The sequence below is a fragment of the Nocardioides luteus genome (assembly GCF_014648595.1).
Classification (GTDB): Bacteria; Actinomycetota; Actinomycetes; order Propionibacteriales; family Nocardioidaceae; genus Nocardioides; species Nocardioides luteus.
Genome location: NZ_BMRK01000021.1, coordinates 14,826 through 38,126, shown reverse-complemented (window position 1 = coordinate 38,126; position 23,301 = coordinate 14,826). Strand labels below are relative to the sequence as shown.

19 protein-coding genes are annotated in these 23,301 nt (G+C 69.6%); 8 read left to right on the top strand and 11 right to left on the bottom strand.

The window, feature by feature from the left end; genetic code table 11:
* Position 1 precedes the first annotated feature (1 nt).
* Positions 2-649 (bottom strand): pyridoxamine 5'-phosphate oxidase, encoded by a 648-nt coding sequence (gene pdxH / locus IEY81_RS20310; RefSeq protein WP_189120315.1) that lies wholly within the window; start codon positions 647-649, stop codon positions 2-4.
* A 70-nt stretch (positions 650-719) separates the two neighbouring features.
* Here pdxH and IEY81_RS20305 point away from each other — a divergent pair, with 70 nt between their 5' ends.
* On the top strand, positions 720-1,823 hold the full coding sequence (locus IEY81_RS20305; RefSeq protein ID WP_189120314.1) for a citrate synthase 2: 1,104 nt from the start codon (positions 720-722) through the stop codon (positions 1,821-1,823).
* Between the two features lie 72 nt (positions 1,824-1,895).
* On the opposite strand, the gene IEY81_RS20300 is transcribed toward IEY81_RS20305, so the two are convergent.
* Positions 1,896-2,375, bottom strand: a complete 480-nt coding sequence (locus IEY81_RS20300) for a GNAT family N-acetyltransferase (protein ID WP_189120313.1) — start codon at positions 2,373-2,375, stop codon at positions 1,896-1,898.
* Positions 2,376-2,418: 43 nt separating this feature from the next.
* Here IEY81_RS20300 and serC point away from each other — a divergent pair, with 43 nt between their 5' ends.
* Positions 2,419-3,534 carry a phosphoserine transaminase gene (gene serC / locus IEY81_RS20295; protein ID WP_189120312.1) on the top strand — a complete coding sequence of 372 codons (1,116 nt, stop codon included), beginning with the start codon at positions 2,419-2,421 and terminating at the stop codon, positions 3,532-3,534.
* Between the two features lie 278 nt (positions 3,535-3,812).
* Here serC and IEY81_RS20290 read toward each other — a convergent pair whose 3' ends face one another.
* The 3 genes from IEY81_RS20290 to IEY81_RS20280 all read right to left on the bottom strand — a co-directional run bounded on the left by IEY81_RS20290 (position 3,813) and on the right by IEY81_RS20280 (position 6,702).
* Positions 3,813-4,787 carry a hypothetical protein gene (locus IEY81_RS20290; RefSeq protein ID WP_189120311.1) on the bottom strand — a complete coding sequence of 325 codons (975 nt, stop codon included), beginning with the start codon at positions 4,785-4,787 and terminating at the stop codon, positions 3,813-3,815.
* Positions 4,787-5,995, bottom strand: coding sequence for a class I SAM-dependent methyltransferase (locus tag IEY81_RS20285; RefSeq protein WP_229788023.1), 1,209 nt, complete (start codon positions 5,993-5,995; stop codon positions 4,787-4,789). Before IEY81_RS20285 ends, IEY81_RS20290 begins: the two co-directional genes overlap by 1 nt.
* Before the next feature lie 134 nt (positions 5,996-6,129).
* Positions 6,130-6,702: a TetR/AcrR family transcriptional regulator gene (locus IEY81_RS20280; protein WP_229788022.1), complete on the bottom strand. Its 573-nt coding sequence runs from the start codon at positions 6,700-6,702 to the stop codon at positions 6,130-6,132.
* A gap of 91 nt (positions 6,703-6,793) precedes the next feature.
* On the opposite strand from IEY81_RS20280, the gene IEY81_RS20275 reads away from it, so the two are divergent.
* A complete protein-coding gene (locus IEY81_RS20275; RefSeq protein ID WP_189120309.1) occupies positions 6,794-7,165 on the top strand; it encodes a DUF4267 domain-containing protein in 372 nt (123 codons plus the stop codon).
* Between the two features lie 10 nt (positions 7,166-7,175).
* Here IEY81_RS20275 and IEY81_RS20270 read toward each other — a convergent pair whose 3' ends face one another.
* Entirely contained in the window at positions 7,176-9,983 is a 2,808-nt protein-coding gene (locus IEY81_RS20270; protein WP_189120308.1) for an FAD-binding and (Fe-S)-binding domain-containing protein, read from the bottom strand.
* Between the two features lie 150 nt (positions 9,984-10,133).
* On the opposite strand from IEY81_RS20270, the gene IEY81_RS20265 reads away from it, so the two are divergent.
* Both IEY81_RS20265 and IEY81_RS20260 read left to right on the top strand, forming a co-directional pair.
* Positions 10,134-11,492: an MFS transporter gene (locus IEY81_RS20265; RefSeq protein WP_189120307.1), complete on the top strand. Its 1,359-nt coding sequence runs from the start codon at positions 10,134-10,136 to the stop codon at positions 11,490-11,492.
* 17 nt (positions 11,493-11,509) lie between these two features.
* Complete coding sequence (locus IEY81_RS20260; RefSeq protein WP_189120306.1) at positions 11,510-12,469, top strand: ornithine cyclodeaminase family protein; 960 nt, start codon at positions 11,510-11,512, stop codon at positions 12,467-12,469.
* 334 nt (positions 12,470-12,803) lie between these two features.
* Here the strand turns inward: IEY81_RS20260 and IEY81_RS24545 are convergent, their stop codons facing one another.
* Together IEY81_RS24545 and IEY81_RS20250 are read right to left on the bottom strand one after the other, a co-directional pair.
* Positions 12,804-13,748 (bottom strand): NUDIX domain-containing protein, encoded by a 945-nt coding sequence (locus tag IEY81_RS24545; protein WP_189120305.1) that lies wholly within the window; start codon positions 13,746-13,748, stop codon positions 12,804-12,806.
* A complete protein-coding gene (locus tag IEY81_RS20250; RefSeq protein WP_189120304.1) occupies positions 13,748-15,001 on the bottom strand; it encodes a geranylgeranyl reductase family protein in 1,254 nt (417 codons plus the stop codon). Before IEY81_RS20250 ends, IEY81_RS24545 begins: the two co-directional genes overlap by 1 nt.
* Positions 15,002-15,115: 114 nt before the next feature.
* Between IEY81_RS20250 and IEY81_RS20245 the strand changes: the two genes are divergently transcribed.
* From IEY81_RS20245 to IEY81_RS20235, 3 genes are read left to right on the top strand one after another with little or no spacing between them, the layout of a single operon-like run.
* Positions 15,116-16,174, top strand: a complete 1,059-nt coding sequence (locus IEY81_RS20245; RefSeq protein WP_189120303.1) for a FecCD family ABC transporter permease — start codon at positions 15,116-15,118, stop codon at positions 16,172-16,174.
* A 17-nt stretch (positions 16,175-16,191) separates the two neighbouring features.
* A complete protein-coding gene (locus IEY81_RS20240; RefSeq protein ID WP_189120302.1) occupies positions 16,192-17,163 on the top strand; it encodes an ABC transporter substrate-binding protein in 972 nt (323 codons plus the stop codon).
* Positions 17,160-17,915, top strand: coding sequence for an ABC transporter ATP-binding protein (locus tag IEY81_RS20235; RefSeq protein ID WP_189120301.1), 756 nt, complete (start codon positions 17,160-17,162; stop codon positions 17,913-17,915). Before IEY81_RS20240 ends, IEY81_RS20235 begins: the two co-directional genes overlap by 4 nt.
* A 5-nt stretch (positions 17,916-17,920) precedes the next feature.
* Here IEY81_RS20235 and IEY81_RS20230 read toward each other — a convergent pair whose 3' ends face one another.
* The 3 genes from IEY81_RS20230 to IEY81_RS20220 form a co-directional block, all read right to left on the bottom strand.
* Positions 17,921-18,406 carry a pyridoxamine 5'-phosphate oxidase family protein gene (locus IEY81_RS20230; RefSeq protein ID WP_189120300.1) on the bottom strand — a complete coding sequence of 162 codons (486 nt, stop codon included), beginning with the start codon at positions 18,404-18,406 and terminating at the stop codon, positions 17,921-17,923.
* Between the two features lie 63 nt (positions 18,407-18,469).
* Complete coding sequence (locus tag IEY81_RS20225) at positions 18,470-18,883, bottom strand: DUF4232 domain-containing protein (protein WP_189120299.1); 414 nt, start codon at positions 18,881-18,883, stop codon at positions 18,470-18,472.
* A gap of 499 nt (positions 18,884-19,382) precedes the next feature.
* Positions 19,383-23,261 (bottom strand): DNA-directed RNA polymerase subunit beta', encoded by a 3,879-nt coding sequence (locus tag IEY81_RS20220; RefSeq protein WP_189120298.1) that lies wholly within the window; start codon positions 23,259-23,261, stop codon positions 19,383-19,385.
* Positions 23,262-23,301 lie beyond the last annotated feature (40 nt).

Sequence of the window (23,301 nt, the reverse complement as noted above, 5' to 3'; positions counted from 1 at the left end):
GTCACGGGGCGAGCCTCTCCGTCCGCCAGCCGTCGTCCTCGCGGCGGTAGACGAGCCGGTCGTGCATCCGGCCGGGCCGCCCCTGCCAGAACTCCACGGTCCTCGGCTCGACCCGGTAGCCGCCCCACTCCTCGGGCACCGGCACCGGCTTCCCCTCGAACTCCGCCTCCACCCGCGCGTACGCCTCCTCGAGCTCCTCCCGCCCGGAGACGACACTGCTCTGGTGGGAGGCGTGCGCGCCGAGCTGGGAGCCGCGCGGGCGCTGGGCGAAGTAGGCCTCCACGTCGGCGCGGGAGAGCTCGTGGGCGAGCCCGTCGATGCGTACCTGCCGCTCCAGGGGGTGCCACGGGAAGAGCACCGCGCAGCGCGGGTTGGCGCCGAGGTCGGAGCCCTTGCGGGATGCGGTGTTGGTGAAGAAGGTGAAGCCCTCGGTCGAGAAACCCTTCAGCAGGACGGTGCGCGAGGAGGGCGCACCGTCGGCCGAGACGGTGGAGACCACCATCGCGTTGGGCTCGACGATGCCCGCGTCACGGGCCTCCGCGTACCACCTCTCGAACATCAGGAACGGGTCGCTCGCGAGGTCGTCCTCGTGCAGCCCGCTGCGGGTGTAGTTCTCTCTTGCTGCCGCCAGCTCAGCCGCCAGATCCATGCCGTCGAGCCTATCTTCTGGGCGCGTGGGGCAGAATGCGGAACGACACTAGGAGAATTGGAGAAGGCAAGTGAGCCAGGTACAGCACGGTCTCGAAGGCGTCGTGGCTTTCGAGACCCAGATCGCGGAGCCCGACAAAGAGGGTTCGGCCCTCCGCTACCGCGGGGTCGACATCGAAGACATCGTCGGGCGGGTGCCCTTCGAGAACGTCTGGGGACTGCTGATCGACGGCTCGTACGGCCCGGGGCTGCCGCCCGCCGAGGCCTACAACCTGCCGGTCCACACCGGTGACGTGCGCGTCGACGTGCAGGCCGCCATCCCCATGCTCGCGCCGGCCTTCGGCTTCGGGCAGACCTACGACATCTCCGACGAGCAGGCCCGCGCCGACCTCGCCCGGGTCGCCGTGATGGTCCTCTCGTACGCCGGCCAGTCGGCCCGCTCGATCCACCTGCCGGTGGTGCCGCAGCGCGAGGTCGACAACGGCAAGACGCTCGCCGAGAAGTTCCTGATCCGCTGGCGGGGCGAGGCCGACCCGGCCCACGCCCACGCCATCGACGCCTACTGGTCCTCGGCCGCCGAGCACGGCATGAACGCCTCCACCTTCACCGCCCGGGTGATCACCTCGACCGGCGCGGACGTGGCCGCGGCGTTCTCCGGCGCCATCGGCGCGATGAGCGGCCCGCTCCACGGCGGCGCCCCCTCGCGCGTGCTCGGCATGATCGAGGACGTCGAGAAGTCCGGCGACGCGTCGGCCTACGTCAAGGGTCTCCTCGACTCCGGCGAGCGGCTGATGGGCTTCGGCCACCGCGTCTACCGGGCCGAGGACCCGCGTGCGCGCGTCCTGCGCCGCACCGCCCGCGAGCTCAACGCACCCCGCTACGAGGTCGCCGAGGCCCTGGAGAAGGCTGCCCTCGAGGAGCTGCGCGCCCGTCGCCCCGACCGCGTCCTGGAGACCAACGTCGAATTCTGGGCCGCGATCGTCCTCGACTTCGCCGAGATCCCGGCCAACATGTTCACCTCGATGTTCACCTGCGCCCGCACGGGTGGCTGGTCGGCCCACATCCTGGAGCAGAAGAAGACCGGTCGCCTGATCCGCCCGAGCGCCGTCTACACCGGCCCCGAGCCGCGTCCCGCCGACGCGGTCGAGGGCTGGAACGCCGACTGGGCGAAGTAGGACCCTCTCGACGTCAGGGGCCGACCGGCAGCGCGCCGGTCGGCCCCTGGTCGTCTTCAGGTCGCCTGAGGGTCAGTGATCGAGGCGCTTGGCCATGCAGACGACGAGCTCGTCGTCCTTGTAGTAGCCGAACGGCTCGACCTCGACGTAGCCGTGGGCGCGGTAGAGGCCGATCGCCTCGTGCTGGAGGTCGCCGGTGGTGAGCACGAGGCCCTCGAAACCGGCGCTGCGGGCCGAGGCCTCGACGTGGGCGAGCATCCGCTTGGCGAGCCCCTGCCCTTGAGCCTCCGGGACGACGTACATCCGCTTGATCTCGGCGGTCACCTCGGTGCCGAGAGCCGGTTCGCCGGAGCGGCGCCAGGCGCCGGAGGCGACCGGGACGTCGTCGAGATAGGCCAGGAAGTACGCACCCGCGGGCGGCTCGAACATCTCCGGGTCGGTCGGGTCGGTGTCGGGCTCGCCGTAGCGCTCGACGTAGAACTCCTGCACCCGGTCGACCAGCTTCTGCGCATCCGGGTGGTCGTAGCCGACCCGACGAATCTCAACTGACACGTCGATATTCTGGACGATGCCCGGCTCTTGCGAGAATGGGGTCATGACGCTGCAGATCCCCGCTGACCTCCTGCCCGCTGACGGACGTTTCGGGTCCGGGCCGTCCAAGGTGCCCGCCGGACGGCTGGAGGCGCTCGCGGCGAGCGGGGTGTCGGTGATGGGCACCTCCCACCGTCAGCAGCCGGTGAAGGATCTCGTCCGCCGCGTCCAGACCGGGCTGGCCGACCTCTACTCGCTGCCCGACGGCTACGAGGTCGTCATCGGCAACGGTGGCTCGGTCGCGTTCTTCGACCTGGCGACGTACGCCCTGGTGCGCGAGCGCAGCCAGCACGCCGTCTTCGGGGCCTTCGGCAAGAAGTTCCTCTCCGCCACCAAGGCGGCACCGTGGCTGGCCGACCCGGCGGTGATCTCGGCCGACCCGGGTGGGCTGGCCGTGCCCGCCGCTGAGGACGATGTCGACGTCTACGCGTGGACCCACAACGAGACCTCCACCGGCGTGATGGCGCCGGTCGCACGGCCTTCCGGTGCCGGCGCAGACCAGCTCACGCTCGTCGACGCGACCTCGGCCGCCGGTGGGCTGCCGCTCGACGTCACCCAGAGCGACGTCTACTACTTCGCCCCGCAGAAGTCCTTCGCCTCCGACGGCGGCCTGTGGCTCGCGCTGCTCTCCCCCGCCGCGATCGCGCGCGCCGAGGAGATCGCGGCGAGCGGGCGCCACATCCCGTTGTTCTTCTCGCTGACCGAGGCGATCAAGCAGTCGCGGGCCAGCCAGACCGTCAACACCCCGTCGGTCTCCACGCTCTTCCTGATGGCCGAACAGCTCGACTGGATGAACTCCTCCGGCGGCCTCGACGCGATGGTCGCCCGCACCACCGCCTCCTCCGACGCGCTCTACGCCTGGGCGGAAAAAGCGTCCTACGTACGCCCATTCGTCGAGGACCCCACCCACCGCTCCCTCGTCGTCGGCACCGTCGAGCTCGACGCCGCCATCGACAAGGACGAGCTCCGCCGCGTCCTCACCGCCAACGGCATCGTCGACCTCGACGCCTACCGCGGCGTCGGCACCAACCAGCTCCGCATCGCCATGTACCCCTCCGTAGACCCCGCCGACGTCGAAGCCCTCACCACCTGCATCGACTGGGTCGTCGACCACCTCTGACCCGCGACCCGGCGCAACTGCCCCAGCCCTGATCGCCGAGTCGGCGCATCTGCCCCACATCCGGACGGCGAGTCGGCGCATCTGCCCCACGTACGGACGCCGAGTCGGCGCATCTGTCCCAGATTTTGTCGCCGAGTCGGCGCAACTGCCCCAGAATTCCGCGTCGAGTCGGCGCAACTGCCCCGAGTGGTGAGGCAAACACGCCGACTCGGCGCCTCAGAGCGGGGCAGATGCGCCGACTCGGCGCCTCAGAGCGGGGCAGATGCGCCGAGTGGGCGTCAGGAGCGTTTGCGGAAGATGAAGTACGCAGCCACGGCGAGCGCGACCAGGGCGATCGGGCCGGCTGAACGGCCGTCGGCGTCCTCGTCACCTGATGACTTGTCGTCACTCGTCGACTCGTTCCCGTCGGCCGGCGATGGCTCCGCACCTGGGGTCGGGGCAGCGGTCGCGGAGGGCTCGCCGATGACTTCTCGGATGAGCTCTGGGTCGACGCGGATGACCTCGGCTTGGATGCCCTCGCTGGTCACCACGACCTCGCCCTTCGGGGTGACACCGATGGCCTCGCCCTGCTCCTGGTCGGGGGTGCGGAAGGAGCCGACGCGGTCCATGGAGGGCCAGTCGTAGATGGTGGCGGAGTAGTAGCCGCGTACGACGACGTGCTTGCCATCGGGGAAGAAGGCGCCGTCGGTGGCCAGCGGGATGACCGGGGCGACCTCCTTCAGCCGGTTGGGACGGTCGGGGTCGAGGCGCTTCGGGACGGCGTAGAGACGGCCGCCGCCCCAGTCCTTGGTGGCGATGTAGACGCGGCCGTCGGGGTGGGCGAGCAGTGACTCGGCGTTGTGAGGACCGTCGGGGTAGACGAGCTCGTAGACGGTCGGCGTGACCGTGCGTTCGCCCCGGCCGACCCGCACCTTCGCGATCCGGATCGATTCCCAGACGCTGTTGTTGTCACCGATGTCGCCGACCCAGACGTGGTGGCGTCCCGCGGGCGCGAGCCCTTCGACGTCGACCGGATCGTCGGCCCAGTGGGTGACCCCGACCGTCTCGCCGCGGGAGTCGACGGTGAAGACGCGGCCGCTGTCGCCGGAGTCGTTGGTGGTGGCGTACAGCCCCTTGCCGAGCGGGGTCAGCCCGCTCGCCTCGCTGATCGCCGGATCGGTGAAGGCGAAGAGCACGTCGTCGCCGGCGTGGGCAGGAACGGCGGTGAGCAGCACCAGCCCGAGCGCGCCCGCAGCGGCGGTGACCGCCCTCATCACTTGGCGAGCAGCTCGCCGAGCTTCGGACGTACGCCCCACTCGGCCACGAGCTCGTCGTACTCCTTCTTCACCGAGCCACCCTTGACCGGCGAGCCGGTGCGGATCGCACGGAGCATGGTGTTGCGCGGGGTGTGCTGGCTCTCCACGAACTGCACCACCTCGACGCGGTAGCCCGCCAGCCGCAGCAGGGAGGCGCGCAGGGCGTCGGTCAGAGTGTCGGCGAAGCGCTCACGGAGGATGCCGTGGCGGGTGAGCATCGAGTAGGGCGCAGGCGTCGGGGCCTTGCGCAGCTGAGCGGCGATGTCGTGGTGGCAGCACGGCGCGGCCAGGATCAGCGGCGCCTCCCACTCGACCGCGCGAGCCAGCGCGTCGTCGGTGGCGGTGTCGCAGGCGTGGAGGGCGAGCACCACATCGGGCTGCTCGGCGAGCTGCACGCCCTCGATCGTCCCGGCGACGAACTCCGCGTTCACTCCGAGCTCGGCGGCGATCTTCGAGTTGTGCTCGCGCGACTGCTCCTTGACGTCGACGCCGGTGACGACGACGGGGAGCTCGCGGACCTCGGTCAGGTAGCGCTGGGCGGCGAAGGTCAGGTAGCCGTTGCCGGCACCGAGGTCGATGATCCGCAGCGGGTCCTCGGCGGTCGGGCGGCGGACCTTCCCCGACTTCATCGCATCGCCGAGGGCGGCGTCGAGCTGACGCAGGAACTCCTCGACCTGGCGGTACTTCGCTTGGCGCGACGGCTTCAGCTTGCCGTCCCTGTCGGAGAGCCCGAGCACCCGGAAGACCGGGTCGGACTCCGGCAGCAGTCGCTCCTTGGCCTGGTCGTGCCCGCGCTCGGCCTCGACCGGTGCGGTGAGCTCCGTGGTCGAGACGAGAGCCGTGGTCGGCGTCTTCGCCTGGATCTGGGTCTGCTCGGTCGCGGTCGTGAGGATCCAGTTGGCGAACGGTTCGTCGAGCAGATCGTCCAGTGCCGAACTATCTCCTACAGGATGGTTCGCCGTGAACGCCTGGGTCGCGTCGTACGTCGTGATCTGCAGATGCCGCCCGGCCTTCAGGTCGACATAGCGGAGCTCGGCGCGACGCCACTTCGGCGTGGTGCCTCGCTGCTTGCCGGACGCGACCGCCTTCACCAGCTGTTCGGGGTCGAGGATCACCGACCGCATCCGGTTCAGCGCTCGCAGCAGCGGTTCGGACTCCCTGCTCAACTCAGCACCCCGGCAATGACGACCACCAGCAGAAGGGCGACCAGCGCACCGGGAATGATCATTCGGCGATAACGCGGGTTCACCGTCTCAGTCTAGGCGCGAGCAGTACGCCGACGCCCATCGCCGCGGTGGGCTCAGGTGGTGAGCAGGTCGACGAGCACGCGCAGCCGGGCGGCCTTCTGCTCAGGGAGGAGCCGCTGGTTCCGGGCGAGGGTCGCCTGCCCGTGCAGGGCGCTCCAGACGACCTCCGCGACCGTCGGAGCCGGACCCTCGACAGGCAGCGCGGAGACGGACGTCACGATCTCCTCGAACGCCTGCTTCATCGGGGCGGGCGTCTCCTCGACCGCGAAGGCCAGGGTGGTCGGCGCATCGAACATCAGCCCGTACGTCGCGGGCCACTCCTCCGCGAAGTCGAGGTAGGCCGTGGCCAGCCGGTTCATCACCTCGCGTGGCGCCCGGGCGCGCCCGCGACCGCTGCGGATGCGCTCACCCAGCTCGTCGAACCCCTCGAGCGCGACGGCGGCCGCGATGCCGGCCTTGCCGTCGGGAAAGTGACCGTAGAGGACCGGCTGGCTGTATTCGATCGCGTCCGCCAGCCGACGCACGGTGACCGCCTCCCAGCCGTCGGCCTCGGCCATCCGGCGGGCGGTGCGCACGATCTTCCGGGCGCGTTCGGTCCGGTCCTGAGCCTGCCGCTGCTGGTTCACCACATCTCGAATCTAGCACTGCTAGACGGATTGACCAGACACGGTCTAGCATTGCTAGAAAATCTAGCATTGCTAACTCAGGAGCATCGACATGCTGCACACCATCGGTCTCGTCCTCGTCTGGATCGTCTGCGTCGGGATCATCTACATCGGAACGATGTACTTGCTGAAGAACGAGCCCAACGCGACCGGATTCGGCCTACCCGTCCTCCCCGCCCACGACGCCCGGGCCTGGTGGCAGCTCAAGGGTGTGCGCGACATCGGCAGCGGACTCGTCCTGGTGCCGATGATCTTCTTCGAGCCCGACGCCCTGCCCTGGGTCGTCCTCGTCGAGGCTCTGATCCCGCTCGGCGACATGCTCGTCGTGCTGGGCAACGGTGGCAGCCGAGCGAAGGCGTTCGGGATCCACGGCCTGACCGCAGCGGTCATGCTCGTCGCCGTGGTCCTGCTCTGGGTGGGCTGACGCCCGGGGGCTACACGCGGGAGGCGAAGAGCTCGGCGAGATGCATGGCGGGGACGTCGGCCAGATCGTCGAGCTGCACCCGGCAGGACATCCCGTCGGCCAGCACGATCGCGTCGGGCTGGGACCGCACCGCCGGCAGCAGATTGGTCTCCGCGACCGCCACCGACACCTCGTAGTGCCCCTCCTCGACCCCGAAGTTGCCGGCCAGACCACAGCAGCCCGACACCCTGGTGACGGTCGCGCCGGCCTGCTTCAGCAGCGCCTCGTCGGCAGCCCAGCCGAGCACGGCGTGCTGGTGGCAGTGCGGCTGCGCGACGACCTCGACACCGGAGAGGTCGGGCAAAGTCACCCGCCCCTCAGCCACGAGCCGGGTCACCAGCTCGGCGAAGGTGAGCATTCCGTCGCGTACGACCTCGGCCTCCGGAAGCGCCGAGAGCTCCACCGAGTCGGACCGCAGCGTCGCGGTGCACGACGGCTCCAGCCCGACGACCGGGACGCCGGAGGAGACGTAGGGCGCCAGCGTACGGACCGTCTTCTCCATGATCGCCCGCGCGTCGTCGAGCTGGCCGGTGGTGATCCAGGTCAGGCCACAGCAGGCCTTCTCGCCGATCACCCGCACCGTCAGCCCCTGCGACTCGAGCCACTTGATCGCACCGTGGCCGGACTGGGCGAAGAAATGGTCGGTGAAGGAGTCGGCCCAGATCCACACGTCCACGGTCTCCGGCGCAGACCCGAGCTTCGCCACCGGCGCCGAGCGCTTCAGCGTCTTCGGCGCGAACGCCGGGATCGAGCGGCGCTGGTCGATGCCGGCGGTCTTCTTGGCGATCTTGGCCAGCGGGCCGACCTTCAGCGACGCGTTGGCCATCTTCGTGAACGGCCCCGCGAGCCGCGCCCACTTCGGCAGCTGCCCGAGCATCGCGTGCGAGCGCGGCCGTCGCTGCCCCTGGACGTCGTGCTTCTGGTAGAGCGCCTCCGACTTGTACGTGGCCATGTCGATGCCCGTGGGGCAGTCGGACGCACACCCCTTGCAGGCCAGGCACAGGTCGAGCGCCTCGGCGACCTCGGGGGTACCGAGCCCGTCGACCAGCGAGCCGTCGAGCGCCTCCTGCAGCACCCGCGCGCGCCCGCGAGTGGAGTCCTTCTCCTCACGCGTGGCGAGGTAGGAGGGGCACATCACGCCGGCGGTCTTGGGTGCCACACACTTGCCGACCCCGGTGCAGCGGTGGACGGCGGCGCCCATGTCGCCCGAGTCGTGGATGAGCCGCAGGCCGGTGACCGGGAGCGCCCGCGGTCGCACCGGGCGCAGGTCGTCGGTGATCGAGGCAGGCCGCACGATGTTGCCGGGGTTGAGCAGGTCCGAGGGGTCACAGATGCCCTTGACCTGCTCGAACAGATCGATCGAGGTCTCGTCGTACATGATCGGCAGCAGCTCCGAGCGCACCCGCCCGTCGCCGTGCTCACCCGAGAGCGAGCCGCCGTAGGAGACCAGCTTGGTCGCGCAGGCGGTCATGAACTCGCGGAAGACCTGCGCCGACTCCGGCGAGTCGGGTGCGAAGGGGAAGTCGATGCGGCAGTGGATGCAGCCGTCGCCGAAGTGGCCGTAGGGGTAGCCGTGCAGGCCGAACGACTCCAGGATCGCCTCGAAGTCGCGCAGCCAGGCCCCGAGGTGCTCGGGCGGGACAGCCGCATCCTCCCAGCCGGAGTGGGCCGGGGTCGGCAGCGAGACACCGGCAAGGCCGGCGCCGTCCTCGCGGATCCGCCACAGCGCGGCAGCTTCCAAGGGATCGGCGACGACCCGCGACTCGAGCGAACCGGACTCGGCAGCCAGGCGTCGCACCAGGTCAGGAGCGTCCGGTCCGGCGACCTCGACCATCAGCCAACCCGCGCCCTTGGGCAGCTCAGGCACCGGGCGGCCCTTGGCGCGCACCAGGTCGGCGATGCGAGCGTCCATCCCCTCGCAGGCGATCAGGCGCCCGGGCGCCACCTGCAGCAGCGACGGCACCGCGTCGGCGGCGTCGGCCATCGTCGGATAGCCCAGCACCAGCAGGAGCCGACCGGGCGTGTCCTCGACGAGGCGGACTGTCGTCTCCAGGATCGTGGCCAAGGTGCCTTCCGTCCCGGCCAGGAACCGGTCGACCCGGCCACCCTTCTCCGGCAGCAGGTGTTCGAGCGAGTAGCCGGAGACCTGCCGGCCGAAACGGCCGAACTCGGTGCGTACGTGCCCGAGGTTGGCACCGACGAGCGCCTGGAGCCGCTCCGCGGTCTCCCCGGTGGAGATGCCGTCGACGTACGCCGCCTGCTCGCCGTTGCCGAACAGCACGGTCAGCGCCTCGATGTTGTCGACCGTGCGCCCGTAGCCGAGCGCCCGGTTGCCGCAGGCGTTGTTGCCGATCATCCCGCCGATGGTGCAGCGGGTGTGGGTCGACGGGTCCGGGCCGAAACGCAGGCCGTACGGAGCCGCGGCCCGCTGCAGGTCGGCGTGGACGACGCCGGGGTCGATGCGCGCGGTGCGCGCGTCCGGGTCGATGTCGTAGATGGTGCGCAGGTCTCGGGTGTCCACGACGATGCCGGCGCCGACCGCGTTGCCGGCGATCGAGGTGCCGGCGCCGCGCATGGTCACCGGGGACCCGGTCGAGCGCGAGACGGCGTGCACCGCGAGCAGCTCGTCGCGCGACTGCGGCCGCACCACGACGGAGGGCACGACCCGGTAGAGGCTCGCGTCGCTGGAGTAGAGCGCCCGGGCCAGCGGCGAGTCGTCGACCCGGCTGATCCCCTGGTTGCGCAGCTCATTCACCAGATCCGAAGCAGTCGCATTCACTCGCTCATTGTCACAGACCGTGGCATCGTCTCCTGCCAGCGCCCATCTCGAGCGCCCACAACCTGAACCCGTCTCAGTGCGCGATATCTGACTCTCATATACTGGGACAGCCCGCGAGAGGCGGGCACGTCCAGACCCTGGAAAGAGACCATGTCCGCCACCACTGCACCGGCAAACCCCCGCTCCCGCGTGCTCGTCGCCAGCCTCATCGGCACGACGATCGAGTTCTACGACTTCTACGCCTACGCGACCGCGGCCGTCCTCGTCTTCCCCGCCCTCTTCTTCCCGGCCGGCGATCCGACCACCGCGCTCCTGGCGAGCTTCGCGGTCTTCGGCGCCGCGATGGTCGCCCGCCCGATCGGTGCGATCTTCTTCGGTCACCTCGGCGACCGCCTCGGCCGCAAGACGACCCTGGTGATCTCGCTGCTCACCATGGGCATCGCGACGTTCCTGATCGGTGCCCTCCCGACGTACGAGACCGTCGGCTGGGTCGCGACCGCGCTGCTCGTGCTGATGCGCCTGGCCCAGGGCTTCGCGCTGGGCGGCGAGTGGAGCGGTGCCGCTCTGGTCGCCACGGAGAACGCCCCCGAGGGCAAGCGCGCCATCTTCGGCACCTTCCCGCAGCTCGGTGCCCCACTGGGCTTCATCCTCTCCAACGGCCTGTTCCTGACCATCGCCGCGCTGCTCTCCGCCGAGGGCGCCGACCCGACCAAGCCGTCCGACGCCTTCCTGGCGTGGGGCTGGCGGGTGCCGTTCCTCTTCTCGGCCGTGATGGTCATCGTCGGTCTGTGGGTGCGGCTGCGCCTGGTCGAGAGCGACGTGTTCACCAAGAGCCAGGACGCGGGTCTGGTCCGCAAGGTCCCGCTGGCCTCGGTCGTGCGCAACCAGGGCAAGCAGCTGGTCCTCGGCACCTTCTTCATGCTGGCCACCTACGTGCTCTTCTACCTGATGACCGCCTTCTCGCTCTCGTTCGGCACCGCCGCGAAGGACCTCGAGGTGCCCGGCCTGGGCTACGGCTACACGAGCTTCGTGCTGATGCTGATCTTCGGCGTGGTCTTCTTCGGCGTCTTCACGATGGTCTCCGGACCGCTTGCCGAGCGCTTCGGCCGGCGCCGGATGCTGATCGCGGTCACCCTTGGGATCATCGTCTTCGGCCTCGTATGGGTGCCGCTGGTCAACGCCGGCACCCCCGGCGTACTCCTCTGGCTGGTGCTCGGCTTCTCCCTCATGGGCCTCACCTTCGGGCCGATGGGTGCACTGCTGCCCGAGCTGTTCCCGACGAGTGTCCGCTACACCGGCTCCGGCATCTCCTACAACGTCTCCTCGATCCTCGGCGCCGCGGTCGCGCCGTTCATCGCGGTCGCACTGTGGAAGCAGGGCGAGGGCTCACCCCTGCTCGTCGGCGTCTACCTCTCCGTGATGGCGGTAATCACCCTGATCTCGCTGGTGATCGGCAAGGAGACCAAGGACGTCGCGCTCGAGGAGACCCAGGAGAAGGCCTCCGCCTGACCGTCTACGGTGGCGGGGTGAGTGTCAGGATCCTCTCCGCCGCGGACGTACGCAGCATCTTCACGCCCCGCCTCGCGCTGGAGTCCCAGCGCGAGGCGTTCACCCTGCTGGGAGCAGGGGAGGCCGTCCAGCCTCCCCGGCTCCTCGTGCCTGGGCCGGACTCCTCGGTCTCGTTCTGCTACTCCTCCCGCATCGCGCCCGACGCACCTGCGGTGAGCAAGTTCGGCAGCGTCAACCCTTCGAACGCCGCCCGCGGCCTCGGTGCCGTCCACTCGGTCATCACGGTCCTCGACCCATCGACCGGCGCACCCCTCGCGATCATCAACGGCGACAGCGTCACCGGCCTGCGTACCTCCGCCGCGACCACGCTCGCCATGCAGCAGCTGGCGCCATCGGCCGGGAACGTTCTCGTCGTCGGCACCGGCGCCCAGGCCCGCGCCCACCTCGCCGCCTTCGCCATCACCCACCCCGCCGCCGCTCTGCAGGTCTTCGGCCGGGACCAGAGGGCCGCCGCAGAGGTCGCCGCCCAGCACGGCGCGGAGGTCCGGGACGACCTCGAGCAGGCCGTACGCAGCGCCGACATCGTCGTCCTCTGCACCTCGTCACTGGCGCCGGTGATCGAGGACGCCTGGGTCACCGACGGCACCACCGTCGCCAGCGTCGGCTCCTTCGCCCCCGACCGCGTCGAGCTCCCACCGTCGCTCCTGGCCCGCTCCACGGTCGTCGTCGACCACCGCCCCTCCGCCCTCACCGACTCCGGCCCGGTCGTCGAAGCCCTCTCCTCCGGCACACTCACCCCTGAGGCGGTCACCGACCTGGGCTCCCTCCTCACCGGAGCGTCGACGATGACCCGCACTCCGACCGACGTCGTCACCTACCTCTCCGTAGGCGTAGGCGTCCAAGACGCCGCCGCAGCAGCAACGATCCTGTCCGCAGCCGAAGCCCAAGGTGTAGACACCCGAGCCGCGCTCGACTGACCACCCCGCCGAGCCCTCAGAATCCGACGCCGAGACGTCGGAAATCGACGTCGAAGGGTCAAGAATCGAGGGCGAGAAGTCGATAAATCTCCACGACAAGTCGATTTTTCGTACGCCGCCGCTCATCGGGTGGGTCGTCGGTCATCGTGGGAGCGCCCGCCCCTGCGCCTCAGTCACTTGCGTCACATCAGCCCCATGAATACCCGGTTGACCGGGTATTCATGGACTTGACGCGCACTGAAACACCCCTCAAGTCCAGGTTTACCCGGTCGACCGGGTATCCCTGGGAGCGGCCGAACCACGCCCCCGCTGCCCACTCGGCGTCGATTTTCGACTACTCGGCGCCAGATTCTGACTTCTCGGCGGCTAGGGCCGCCTGGACCACGTCCAACAGAGGGAGGTTCGGCAGGTCGGATCGGGGGATCCAGCGGACGGCGTCGGTGGTGCCGTCCTGTTCGACGACCTGAGGCTCGGCGCCGTCGGGGACGGTGGCGGAGAAGATGAGGTGTACGCCGTGGAACTCCTCGTGACGGCCGCTGGGGGCGGTGCCGACGATGTTTACGTCGTGTACGTCGAGGACGGCGCCGACCTCGCAGGTCAGGCCGCACTCCTCGGCGACCTCGCGCACCAGCGCCTCGCGCGGCTGCTCGCCGAAGTCGACGCCGCCGCCGGGCAGCGTCCACGAGCCGGCGTGGTAGCCGATCGAGGAGATCCGGGTGAGCAGGACCGCGTCGTCGGAGGGACGCATGATGAAGGCGTACGCAGCCAGCCGCTGCAGCCGCGTCGGTCGGTGCATCTCCAGGGCATCGGTGACCAGCGGAGACGTCGGGATCTCGCCGCTCGTGACCGCCGCCAGGGGCAGCCAGGCCGCCTCGGCGGTGGAGCCGTCGATCTCCATGGTCTGCGGCTCGGGGGCGTCGTGGGGCACCCAGCCGTCGTAGACGATCCGGATGGCGTGGGAGTTCACCCGGCGGCCGAGCCGCCAGGCCTTGGCCTGGTGGACGGAGTAGACCCGTGCCTCGACGCCCACCTCGACCGGCACGCCGGCCTCTTCGTAGACCTCGCGCACGACCGCGTCGCGCGGGTCCTCGCCGTGGTCGATGCCGCCACCGGGCAGCGTCCACCGCTCCTCCGGCGTTACCTTCTCCGAGAGCCGGCTGAGCAGGATCTCCGGCTCGGCCGTCGCGCCGGCTCGGATGATGACCGCGTAGGCCCCTACCCGCTGCACCTTGGGGAGCTTGCGTCGCCGCCCACCGCGGCCCCGGTTCCGCGTCGCCATCAGCTGAACGGGGGTCGGGAGTCGAGGGCCAGCGACCGGCGACCGGCCCAGCGCCACACCTTAGCGGCGCGGTCGCGGTCGTCGTCGGTGACCAGGTTGCCCATCCAGCGCAGCGCCAGCGTCATCAGCCAGTCCGACCGCATCCCGGCAGGACCGAGCGTGGAGACCAGGCGCGGACGCGTGGCGATGCCGGCCAGCCGGCGGGCGATGGAGAAAGCCTCGCCGTAGTGCTCGCGCAGGGTCGCCGGCCAGGCCACCGCGAGGTCCTCGCCCGCGACCAGCGCGTCGGCGACCAGGCGTCCGGTCTCCAGGCCGTAGTCGATCCCCTCGCCGTTGAGCGGGTTCACACACCCCGCTGCGTCGCCGATCAGCGCCCAGTTGGCGCCGGCGACGCCGGAGACCGCACCGCCCATCGGCAGCAGCGCGGACTTCTCTGCCCGCAGCTCGCCGGTGAGCCCGAAATCCTCACGGCACAGCGAGGTGTAATGGCGCATCAGCGGCTTGATCGCGACGTCAGCCGGCCGCTTCGAGGTGGCCAGCGCACCGGCGCCGATGTTCACCTCGCCGGACCCGAGCGGGAAGATCCAGCCGTAGCCCGGCAGCGCCTCTCCGGACTCGTCGCGCAGCTCCAGGTGGGAGGAGATCCACTCGTCGTCGGCCTGGTCGGAGGCGATGTAGGCACGCCCGGCGACTCCGTAGACCGTGTCGCGGTGCCACTCTCGTCCGAGCACCTTGCCGAGCGGCGACCGCACCCCGTCGGCCACGACGACCGACCGGCACGCGACCTCGACCCGCTCCTTCCCGGTGGCGTTCGAGACCTCGAAGACGACCGCCGCGATCCGGTCCCCCTCACGGCGTACGTCGACCGCCCGAGCCCCGTCCACGGCGGTCGCGCCGGACTTGATCGCCACCGTGCGCAGGTGGTCGTCGAGCTCGGTGCGCGGCACGGCCGACCCCCAGGACGGCAGCGTCCCACCGGGCCAGGGCAGGTGCAGCGTCTGCCCGAAACCGTGGGCCCGCAGCCCCTTCGAGACCGGGTGAGCGCGCAGCCAGTCCTCGAGCCCGAGCCGGACCAGCTCGTCGACGGCACGCGGGGTCAGCCCGTCGCCGCAGGTCTTGTCCCGCGGGAAGACGGCGGCATCCGTCAGCAGGACATCGACCCCCGCACGTGCCAACCAGGCCGCCGCGGCCGAGCCCGCAGGCCCTGCCCCGACGACGAGCACGTCAGCAGACTGCGGGAGGGACGATGTCATGCGCACATCTTCCCAGAACCCGCCAACGAGCCGCGAAATAACCCTCACCTCGAGCCGCCGCGCAGCCCTGCTAGGTTATTGCAAGTTCTTCGCAATAACTCTCGGAAGGCGCGCATGCACGACCCTCTCGGCATCAGCCGCCGTCGGCGCCGCGCCGTCGTCTGGCTCGCGGGCCTCCTCGCCGCCACCGCGCTGACGATCGTCGTCGCCGTCGGACTCGGCGCTGCGTACGTCTCCCCGGGGACGGTCGCGCAGATCCTCGGCCACCATCTCCTCGGCCTCCCGGAGCCCGGCTGGAAGGCCACCGAGGAGGCGATCGTGTGGAAGGTACGCCTCCCCCGCGTGCTCCTCGGCGCCCTGGTCGGCGCGGGCCTGTCGGTCACCGGCATGGCGCTGCAGGCGATGGTCCGCAACCTGCTCGCCGACCCCTACCTGCTCGGGATCAACTCCGGCGCGTCCAGCGGCGCGGCCGCCGCGATCCTGTTCGGCGCAGGCACCGGCCTCGGCGCGTACGCCCTGCCCGGCTCGGCCTTCCTCGGTGCCCTCGCGGCGTCGTTCCTGGTGTTCGCCCTGGCCCGCAGCGGCGGCCGGGTCACCTCGCTCAGGCTGCTCCTCTCCGGGGTCGCGGTCGGCTACCTCCTCTACGGGCTGACCAGCTTCCTGATCTTCGCCTCCGGCTCGGCCGAGGGCGCGCGGTCGGTGATGTTCTGGCTCCTCGGCTCGCTCGGGCTGGCGCAGTGGGACGGCCTGCTCGCCGTGGCGGCCGTCGCGGTGCTCGCCACCACGATCCTGCTGACCCTCTCCGGCCGCGGTCTCGACGCGCTCGCGATCGGCGACGAGACCGCCCACACCCTCGGCATCTCCCCCGACCGGCTGCGCACCGCCCTGCTCGTCGTCGTGGCCCTGACGGTCGGTGTCGTCGTCTCGGCGGCCGGCAGCATCGGCTTCGTCGGCCTGGTCGTGCCTCACCTCGCCCGGCGCGCGGTCGGTTCCAGCCATGCGATCGCCGTCCCAGCGGCCGCCCTCATGGGCGCGATCCTGCTGGTCTGGGCCGACGTGCTCGCCCGCACCCTCCTGCAGCCCCAGGAGATCCCGATCGGGATCGTCACCGCGCTCCTGGGCGCCCCGTTCCTCATCGTCCTCATCCGACGCTTCGCACCTCGCGACGTCTGACCCGAAGGAGCCCGATCATGATCCGCCCCATCTCCGCCGTCGCAGCCGCACTGATGCTGGCCACGACCACCGCCTGCGGCTCCGGCGCGGCCGACGAGGAGCCCGCCGCGGACGGCTTCCCGGTGACGATCGAGAACTGCGGGGCCGAGGTCACCATCGATGCTCCGCCTGAGCGGGTGGTGATGCTGAAGAGCTCGGCGGTGCCCTATCTGCACGCGCTCGGCGTGATGGACCAGGTCGTGGCCAGGGCCGGCGAGTACCCCACCGACTACTACGACACCGAGACGCTCGCCGAGCTCGACGAGATCCCGCAGCTCACCGACGAGACCGACACCAGCGGTCACCTGCAGATCTCCAAGGAGGTCGTGATCGCCGAGGAACCCGACCTCGTCCTCGGCGAGGTGGACAACCTCTCCCGGGACACCCTCGACGCCGTCGGCATCGATCTCCTCGAGGAGCCGGCGATGTGCGCCCAGGGCGTCGACGACCCCGGGTTCGACGACATCTACAGCCAGCTGGAGGCCTACGGCAAGGTCTTCGACCGCCAGGACGAGGCCGCACAGGCTGTCGCTGACCTGCAGAGACGCGTCGCCGAGCTGGAGAGGGAGAAGGTCGGCACCGGACGCACCGCCGCGGTCCTCTACCCCACCGTCGGCGGTGGCGCGACCTACGCCTACGGCACCCGCTCGATGGCTCACCCACAGCTCGAGGCGGCCGGCTTCGAGGACGTCTTCGGTGACGTCGACGAGCGTGTCTTCGAGGTCTCCACCGAGGAGCTCCTCGCGCGCGACCCCGACGTGATCATCCTGCTCCACAACGCGGGCGACCCCGACAAGGTCGAGCAGGCGATCACCCGGATGCCCGGCGCAGAGGCCCTCACCGCTGTCGAGAACGGCGACGTGATGACCCAGCTGTTCAACTTCACCGAGCCGCCCTCGGCGCTCTCGGTCGACGGCCTCGAGCGGATCATCGACAGGTTCGGCCGGTGATCGAAGCCAGCGGCCTGTCCTGGACCTACGGCGACACGACCGTCATCGAGGAGGTCGACCTCGCCTCGCACGAGGGCCGGGTGCTGGGTCTGATCGGACCGAACGGCAGCGGCAAGACCACCCTGCTTCGGCTGCTCTACGGAGCCCTGCGCGGCCGAGGAACCGTCGAGATCGACGGCGACCCGCTCGCCGGGCTCTCGGCCAAGGAGACGGCCCGCCGCCTGGCGGTCGTCGTCCAGGAGGCCGGCGCGGAGACCACCCTGACCGCCGGGGAGATGGTGCTGCTGGGACGTACGCCGCACCTGTCCGCCTTCGCCCGGGCCGGTGCCCGCGACCTCGAGATCGCCGCGGAGGCCCTCGAGCGGGTCGGCGCCACCCACCTCGGCCCGCGCTCCTTCGCCGCCCTCTCCGGCGGCGAACGGCAGCGGGTGCTCATCGCGCAAGCGCTGGCCCAGGAGGCGACCCACCTGCTCCTCGACGAGCCGACCAACCACCTCGACATCCGCTACCAGCACGAGGTCCTCTCGCTGGTGCGAAAGCTGGGAACGACCGCGGTCGTGGTGCTCCACGACCTCAACCTGGCCGCGCGCTACTGCGACGACCTGGTGCTGCTCGACCGCCGTCGGGTCGCCGCGCGAGGCACCGTCGAGGAGGTGCTCCGCCCCGAGATCCTCGAGCCCGTCTACGGCATCGACATCGAGCGCCTCGAGCTGCGCGGAGAGATCCACCTGCTCTTCCGGCCGGCGAGCTGACCGGTTCAGGCGTCCGGCGCCGCCTCGACGCGGGTCTCCGGCGCCTCCTCGTCGTCCGGGTCGACACCGGGGAGGTGTGCCTCCCAGAGCTCGACCTCCATCACGTAGAGCCGCAGGTGCGCGTCGCCGCGGAGCTCGTCGGGAGCGAACGCCCGGGCCGTCCCGACCAGTCGCTGGAAAGCCACCGCGCAGCGCTTCTCCAGCTCGAAGTCGGGCACCTGGCGGGCCATCCCGCTGACGTACGCAGCGCTCGCGCCCGATCCGGGCGGCACCGAGGAGTCGAAGATGACACCGGCCACACGCGGGTCGCGAACGATGTTGCGGGAGTGCTGGGCATCCGGCGAGGAGACCCAGTAGAGGTCCTTGTAGCCGTCGTGGGAGAAGTAGACCGGCGACGTACGCGGCCGTCCATCGGGATCCGCCGTGGCCAGCACCAGGTAGGCGACACCGTCGACGATCCCCCGGACGTGTTTGTCCAGATCAGCAGCCATACCGGGAGCGTAGGCCAGATCAGCCGGGCGCGCCCGGCCAATCTCCGCAGAACAGCCGAACGGCTAGTGGAAGGCCTTGTGCGAGAGGAGCTTGACGTCCTTGGCCGCGCACGCGGTCGTCTTGTGAGCGACGAACTGGGAGTCGTAGGAGTCCGGCACGTAGATCCGGAACCCGTCCACCTTCGTGGGCTTGCAGGTCGATGCCGGGTACTTCTCGGCCGTCGACTCGGAGACCGCGCTGACCGCGACCTGACCCGGCTTCATGATGACCTTGCGCCACGACCCCTCGCGCACGGCCGGCGCGCCGACCTGGGTGCCGTTGCCGCCGCCGACGTAGGACAGCCCACCGAAACCGCCCAGCGCGCAGGCGTGGTCGGCGACGTTGGTCAGCGTGATCTCGCCGAACCGGGAGCCGGCACCCGCCTCCGTCGCGCGGTAGCCGGCCTTCAGGTCGTCGTTGGTGCACTTCGGTGTCACCGGGTCCGCCGGCGCGGGATCTGCAGAAGAAGACGCTGAAGAAGACTCAGTCCTCACCGGTGATCCCCCCGTGGCCGCCGGTGAGGACTGAGTCGGGGACGGTGCATCGCTGCTCGGCCGGGCAGGGTCCGCGGTCCCGGAGGCGGATGGTGACGACTCGACCGCCCCGTCCGTCGTCGATCCGCAACCTCCCACCGCGAGCACGCCGAGGATCCCGACTCCGACCACCATCAGCCGTATGTGCCGCAAATTCGCTCCTCGAGTAGCAGATGTCTTGCAGGCAATCCATCGTCCCACTACTGAAACGCATGGACGGCGAGGTTCGTTGCGCCCGCCTCCGAGAAAATCTCAGGCCCTGGCGTCGTAGTCCGTACGCGCCGCATCGACCTCCGCCATGTGTGGTCCTCCGCCCACTCCTTGAGATGGCAGAGCACCGGCAGTAGAGAAATGGGGAAGGCCCCGCCACCCGAGGGTGGCGGGGCCTTCGTGGCTACGTGCTTCAGCTCTGGTAGGAACCGAAGTCGAAGTCGTCCAGCGCGACGGCCTGGCCGCCGGTGTTGCCGAACTCGTAGTCGTAGTTGTCGTAACCGGTGACGGAGTACGCCGCGGCGCGAGCCTCGTCGGTCGGCTCGACCTTGATGTTGCGGTAGCGCTCCAGGCCGGTGCCGGCCGGGATGAGCTTACCGATGATGACGTTCTCCTTCAGACCGCGCAGCGAGTCGGAGCGGCCGTTGATGGCAGCGTCGGTGAGGACGCGGGTGGTCTCCTGGAAGGAGGCCGCCGACAGCCAGGACTCGGTGGCCAGCGAGGCCTTGGTGATGCCCATCAGCTCCGGACGACCCGAGGCCGGCTTGCCGCCCTCGGAGACCACGCGCCGGTTCTCCGACTCGAAGTCGATGCGGTCGGCCAGATCGGACGGCAGCAGGTTGGTGTCACCGGACTCGAGCACCGTGATCCGGCGCAGCATCTGCCGCACGATGATCTCGATGTGCTTGTCGTGGATGGACACACCCTGCGACCGGTACACGGCCTGGACCTCGTCGACGAGGTGCTGCTGCGTCTTGCGGACACCGAGGATACGGAGGACCTCCTTGGGGTCCGGCGTACCGATGGTCAGCGGAGCGCCGACCTCGATGTGGTCGCCGTCGGCGACCCGCAGCCGCGAGCGACGGGAGACGACGTACTCCTTGACGTCCGAACCGTCGTCCGGGGTGACCAGGACCTTGCGGGCCTTGTCGGTCTCCTCGATCTCGATGCGACCTGCGACCTCGGAGATCGGCGTGACACCCTTCGGCGTACGCGCCTCGAACAGCTCGACGACGCGGGGCAGACCCTGCGTGATGTCGTCGGCCGAGGCCACACCACCGGTGTGGAAGGTACGCATGGTCAGCTGGGTGCCGGGCTCACCGATCGACTGGGCGGCGATGATGCCGACCGCCTCACCGATGTCGACGAGCTTGCCGGTGGCCAGCGAGCGGCCGTAGCACTTGGCACACGTACCGGTGCGAGCCTCACAGGTGAGGACCGACCGGACCTTGACCGTGGTGATGCCGGCGCGAACCAGCTCCTCGATCTTGACGTCGCCCAGGTCCTCACCGGCGACCGCGAGAACCTCGCCGGTCTCCGGGTGCTCGATGTCGACGGCAGCCGTGCGAGCGTACGCAGCGGTCTCGGCGTTGTCGTCCTTGATGACGACGCCGCCACCCTGGTCGACGCCGATGACCTTCGGCAGACCGCGCTCGGTGCCGCAGTCGTCCTCACGGATGATGACGTCCTGCGAGACGTCCACCAGACGACGGGTCAGGTAACCCGAATCGGCGGTACGCAGCGCGGTGTCGGCCAGACCCTTACGAGCACCGTGGGTGGAGATGAAGTACTCCAGGACCGAGAGGCCCTCACGGAAGTTCGACTTGATCGGGCGCGGGATGATCTCGCCCTTCGGGTTGGCCACCAGGCCTCGCATGGCGCCGACCTGACGGATCTGGTTGAAGTTACCGGAGGCGCCGGAGGTGACCTGCATGAAGATCGGGTTCTTCTTGTCGAACGCGTCCTCCATGGCGGCACCGACGACCTTGGCGGCCTCGGTCCAGATCTCGACGAGCTCCTGACGGCGCTCCTCGTCGGTGACCAGACCACGCTCGAACTGCTTCTGCACCTTGGCGGCCTGGGTCTCGAAGGACTCCAGGATCTCGGCCTTGTTCGGCGGCGTGGTGACGTCGTCGATGGAGACCGTGACACCCGAGCGGGTGGCCCAGTGGAAGCCGTTGTCCTTGAGCGCGTCCAGCGACGCCGCGACCTCGACCTTGGTGTAGCGCTCGGCCAGGTCGTTGATGATCGCGCCGAGCTGCTTCTTACCGACCTCGTAGTTCACGAAGGGGTAGTCGGCGGGGAGGGTGTCGTTGAAGATCACCCGGCCCAGCGTGGTCTCGAGCACGATCGGGTCGCCCTGGGTCCAGCCCTCCGGCACGTCGTAGCCGAGCGGCGGGACGATGTCGTCGAGGCGGATCTTGATCTTCGACTGCAGCGTGATCTCGAGGTGGTCGAAGGCCATGATGGCCTCGGCCGGCGACGAGAACGCGCGCCCCTCGCCGACCTCGTCGTCGCGGTCGGAGGTGAGGAAGTACAGACCGATGATCATGTCCTGGGTCGGCATGGTGACCGGACGACCGTCGGACGGCTTCAGGATGTTGTTGGTCGAGAGCATCAGGATGCGAGCCTCGGCCTGGGCCTCCGCCGACAGCGGCAGGTGGACAGCCATCTGGTCACCGTCGAAGTCCGCGTTGAACGCGGTGCAGACGAGCGGGTGCAGCTGGATGGCCTTGCCCTCGATCAGCTGGGGCTCGAAGGCCTGGATGCCGAGGCGGTGCAGGGTGGGCGCACGGTTCAGCAGAACCGGGTGCTCGGTGATGACCTCTTCGAGGACGTCCCACACGACCGGGCGAGCACGCTCGACCATCCGCTTGGCGGACTTGATGTTCTGAGCGTGGCTCAGGTCCACCAGGCGCTTCATCACGAACGGCTTGAAGAGCTCCAGCGCCATCTGCTTCGGCAGACCGCACTGGTGCAGCTTCAGCTGCGGACCGGAGACGATGACCGAACGACCGGAGTAGTCGACGCGCTTACCGAGCAGGTTCTGCCGGAAGCGGCCCTGCTTGCCCTTGAGCATGTCGGAGAGCGACTTCAGCGGGCGGTTGCCCGGCCCGGTGACCGGGCGGCCACGACGACCGTTGTCGAACAGCGAGTCGACGGCCTCCTGCAGCATCCGCTTCTCGTTGTTCACGATGATCTCGGGGGCACCGAGGTCGAGGAGACGCTTGAGGCGGTTGTTGCGGTTGATCACACGACGGTAGAGGTCGTTGAGGTCGGAGGTCGCGAAGCGGCCACCGTCGAGCTGCACCATCGGGCGCAGGTCCGGCGGGATGACCGGGACGGCGTCGAGCACCATGCCGGTCGGCTGGTTGCCGGTCTTGCGGAAGGCGTCGACGACCTTGAGGCGCTTGAGCGCGCGGACCTTGCGCTGACCCTTGCCGGTGGCGATGGTCTCGCGCAGGTTCTCGACCTCGGCCTCGATGTCGAAGTTCTCGAGGCGCTTCTGGATCGCCGTGGCGCCCATGTGGCCCTCGAAGTACTTGCCGAACCAGGTCTTCATCTCGCGGTAGAGCAGCTCGTCGCCCATGAGGTCCTGGACCTTCAGGTTCTTGAAGGTGTCCCAGACCTCGTCGAGACGGTTGACCTCACGCTCGGTGCGGTCGCGCAGCTGCTTCATCTCGCGCTCGGCGCCGTCCTTGACCTTGCGCTTGGCGTCGGACTTGGCGCCCTCGGCCTCGAGCGCGGCCAGGTCGGTCTCGAGCTTCTTGGCGCGGTCGTTGATCGCCACGTCGAGCCGGCCGGTCAGCATCTTGCGCTGCTGGTCGACCTTGGCCTCGAGCGAGGACAGGTCGCGGTGACGCGCGTCCTCGTCGACCGAGGTGATCATGTACGCAGCGAAGTAGATGACCTTCTCCAGGTCCTTCGGGGCGAGGTCGAGCAGGTAGCCCAGCCGCGACGGAACGCCCTTGAAGTACCAGATGTGGGTCACCGGAGCGGCGAGCTCGATGTGGCCCATGCGCTCGCGGCGTACCTTCGAGCGGGTGACCTCGACGCCACAGCGCTCGCAGATGATGCCCTTGAAGCGCACGCGCTTGTACTTGCCGCAGTAGCACTCCCAGTCCCGGGTGGGACCGAAGATCTTCTCGCAGAAGAGGCCGTCACGCTCGGGCTTGAGCGTGCGGTAGTTGATGGTCTCAGGCTTCTTGACCTCGCCGTGGCTCCACGCGCGGATCTCGTCCGCGGTGGCCAGGCCGATCTTGAGCTGATCGAAGAAGTTGACGTCGAGCACGGTGGCTTCCAGTTCCTTCGTTAGTTCTTGGAAAGTTCAA

Bases quoted from the DNA above. Each gene is read 5' to 3' on its own strand.
- pdxH (WP_189120315.1), bottom strand. From the start codon at position 649: ATGGATCTGGCGGCTGAGCTGGCGGCAGCAAGAGAGAACTACACCCGC.
- serC (WP_189120312.1), top strand. From the start codon at position 2,419: ATGACGCTGCAGATCCCCGCTGACCTCCTGCCCGCTGACGGACGTTTC.
- IEY81_RS20290 (WP_189120311.1), bottom strand. From the start codon at position 4,787: ATGAGGGCGGTCACCGCCGCTGCGGGCGCGCTCGGGCTGGTGCTGCTC.
- IEY81_RS20275 (WP_189120309.1), top strand. From the start codon at position 6,794: ATGCTGCACACCATCGGTCTCGTCCTCGTCTGGATCGTCTGCGTCGGG.
- IEY81_RS20265 (WP_189120307.1), top strand. From the start codon at position 10,134: ATGTCCGCCACCACTGCACCGGCAAACCCCCGCTCCCGCGTGCTCGTC.
- IEY81_RS24545 (WP_189120305.1), bottom strand. From the start codon at position 13,748: ATGGCGACGCGGAACCGGGGCCGCGGTGGGCGGCGACGCAAGCTCCCC.
- IEY81_RS20250 (WP_189120304.1), bottom strand. From the start codon at position 15,001: ATGACATCGTCCCTCCCGCAGTCTGCTGACGTGCTCGTCGTCGGGGCA.
- IEY81_RS20245 (WP_189120303.1), top strand. From the start codon at position 15,116: ATGCACGACCCTCTCGGCATCAGCCGCCGTCGGCGCCGCGCCGTCGTC.
- IEY81_RS20240 (WP_189120302.1), top strand. From the start codon at position 16,192: ATGATCCGCCCCATCTCCGCCGTCGCAGCCGCACTGATGCTGGCCACG.
- IEY81_RS20230 (WP_189120300.1), bottom strand. From the start codon at position 18,406: ATGGCTGCTGATCTGGACAAACACGTCCGGGGGATCGTCGACGGTGTC.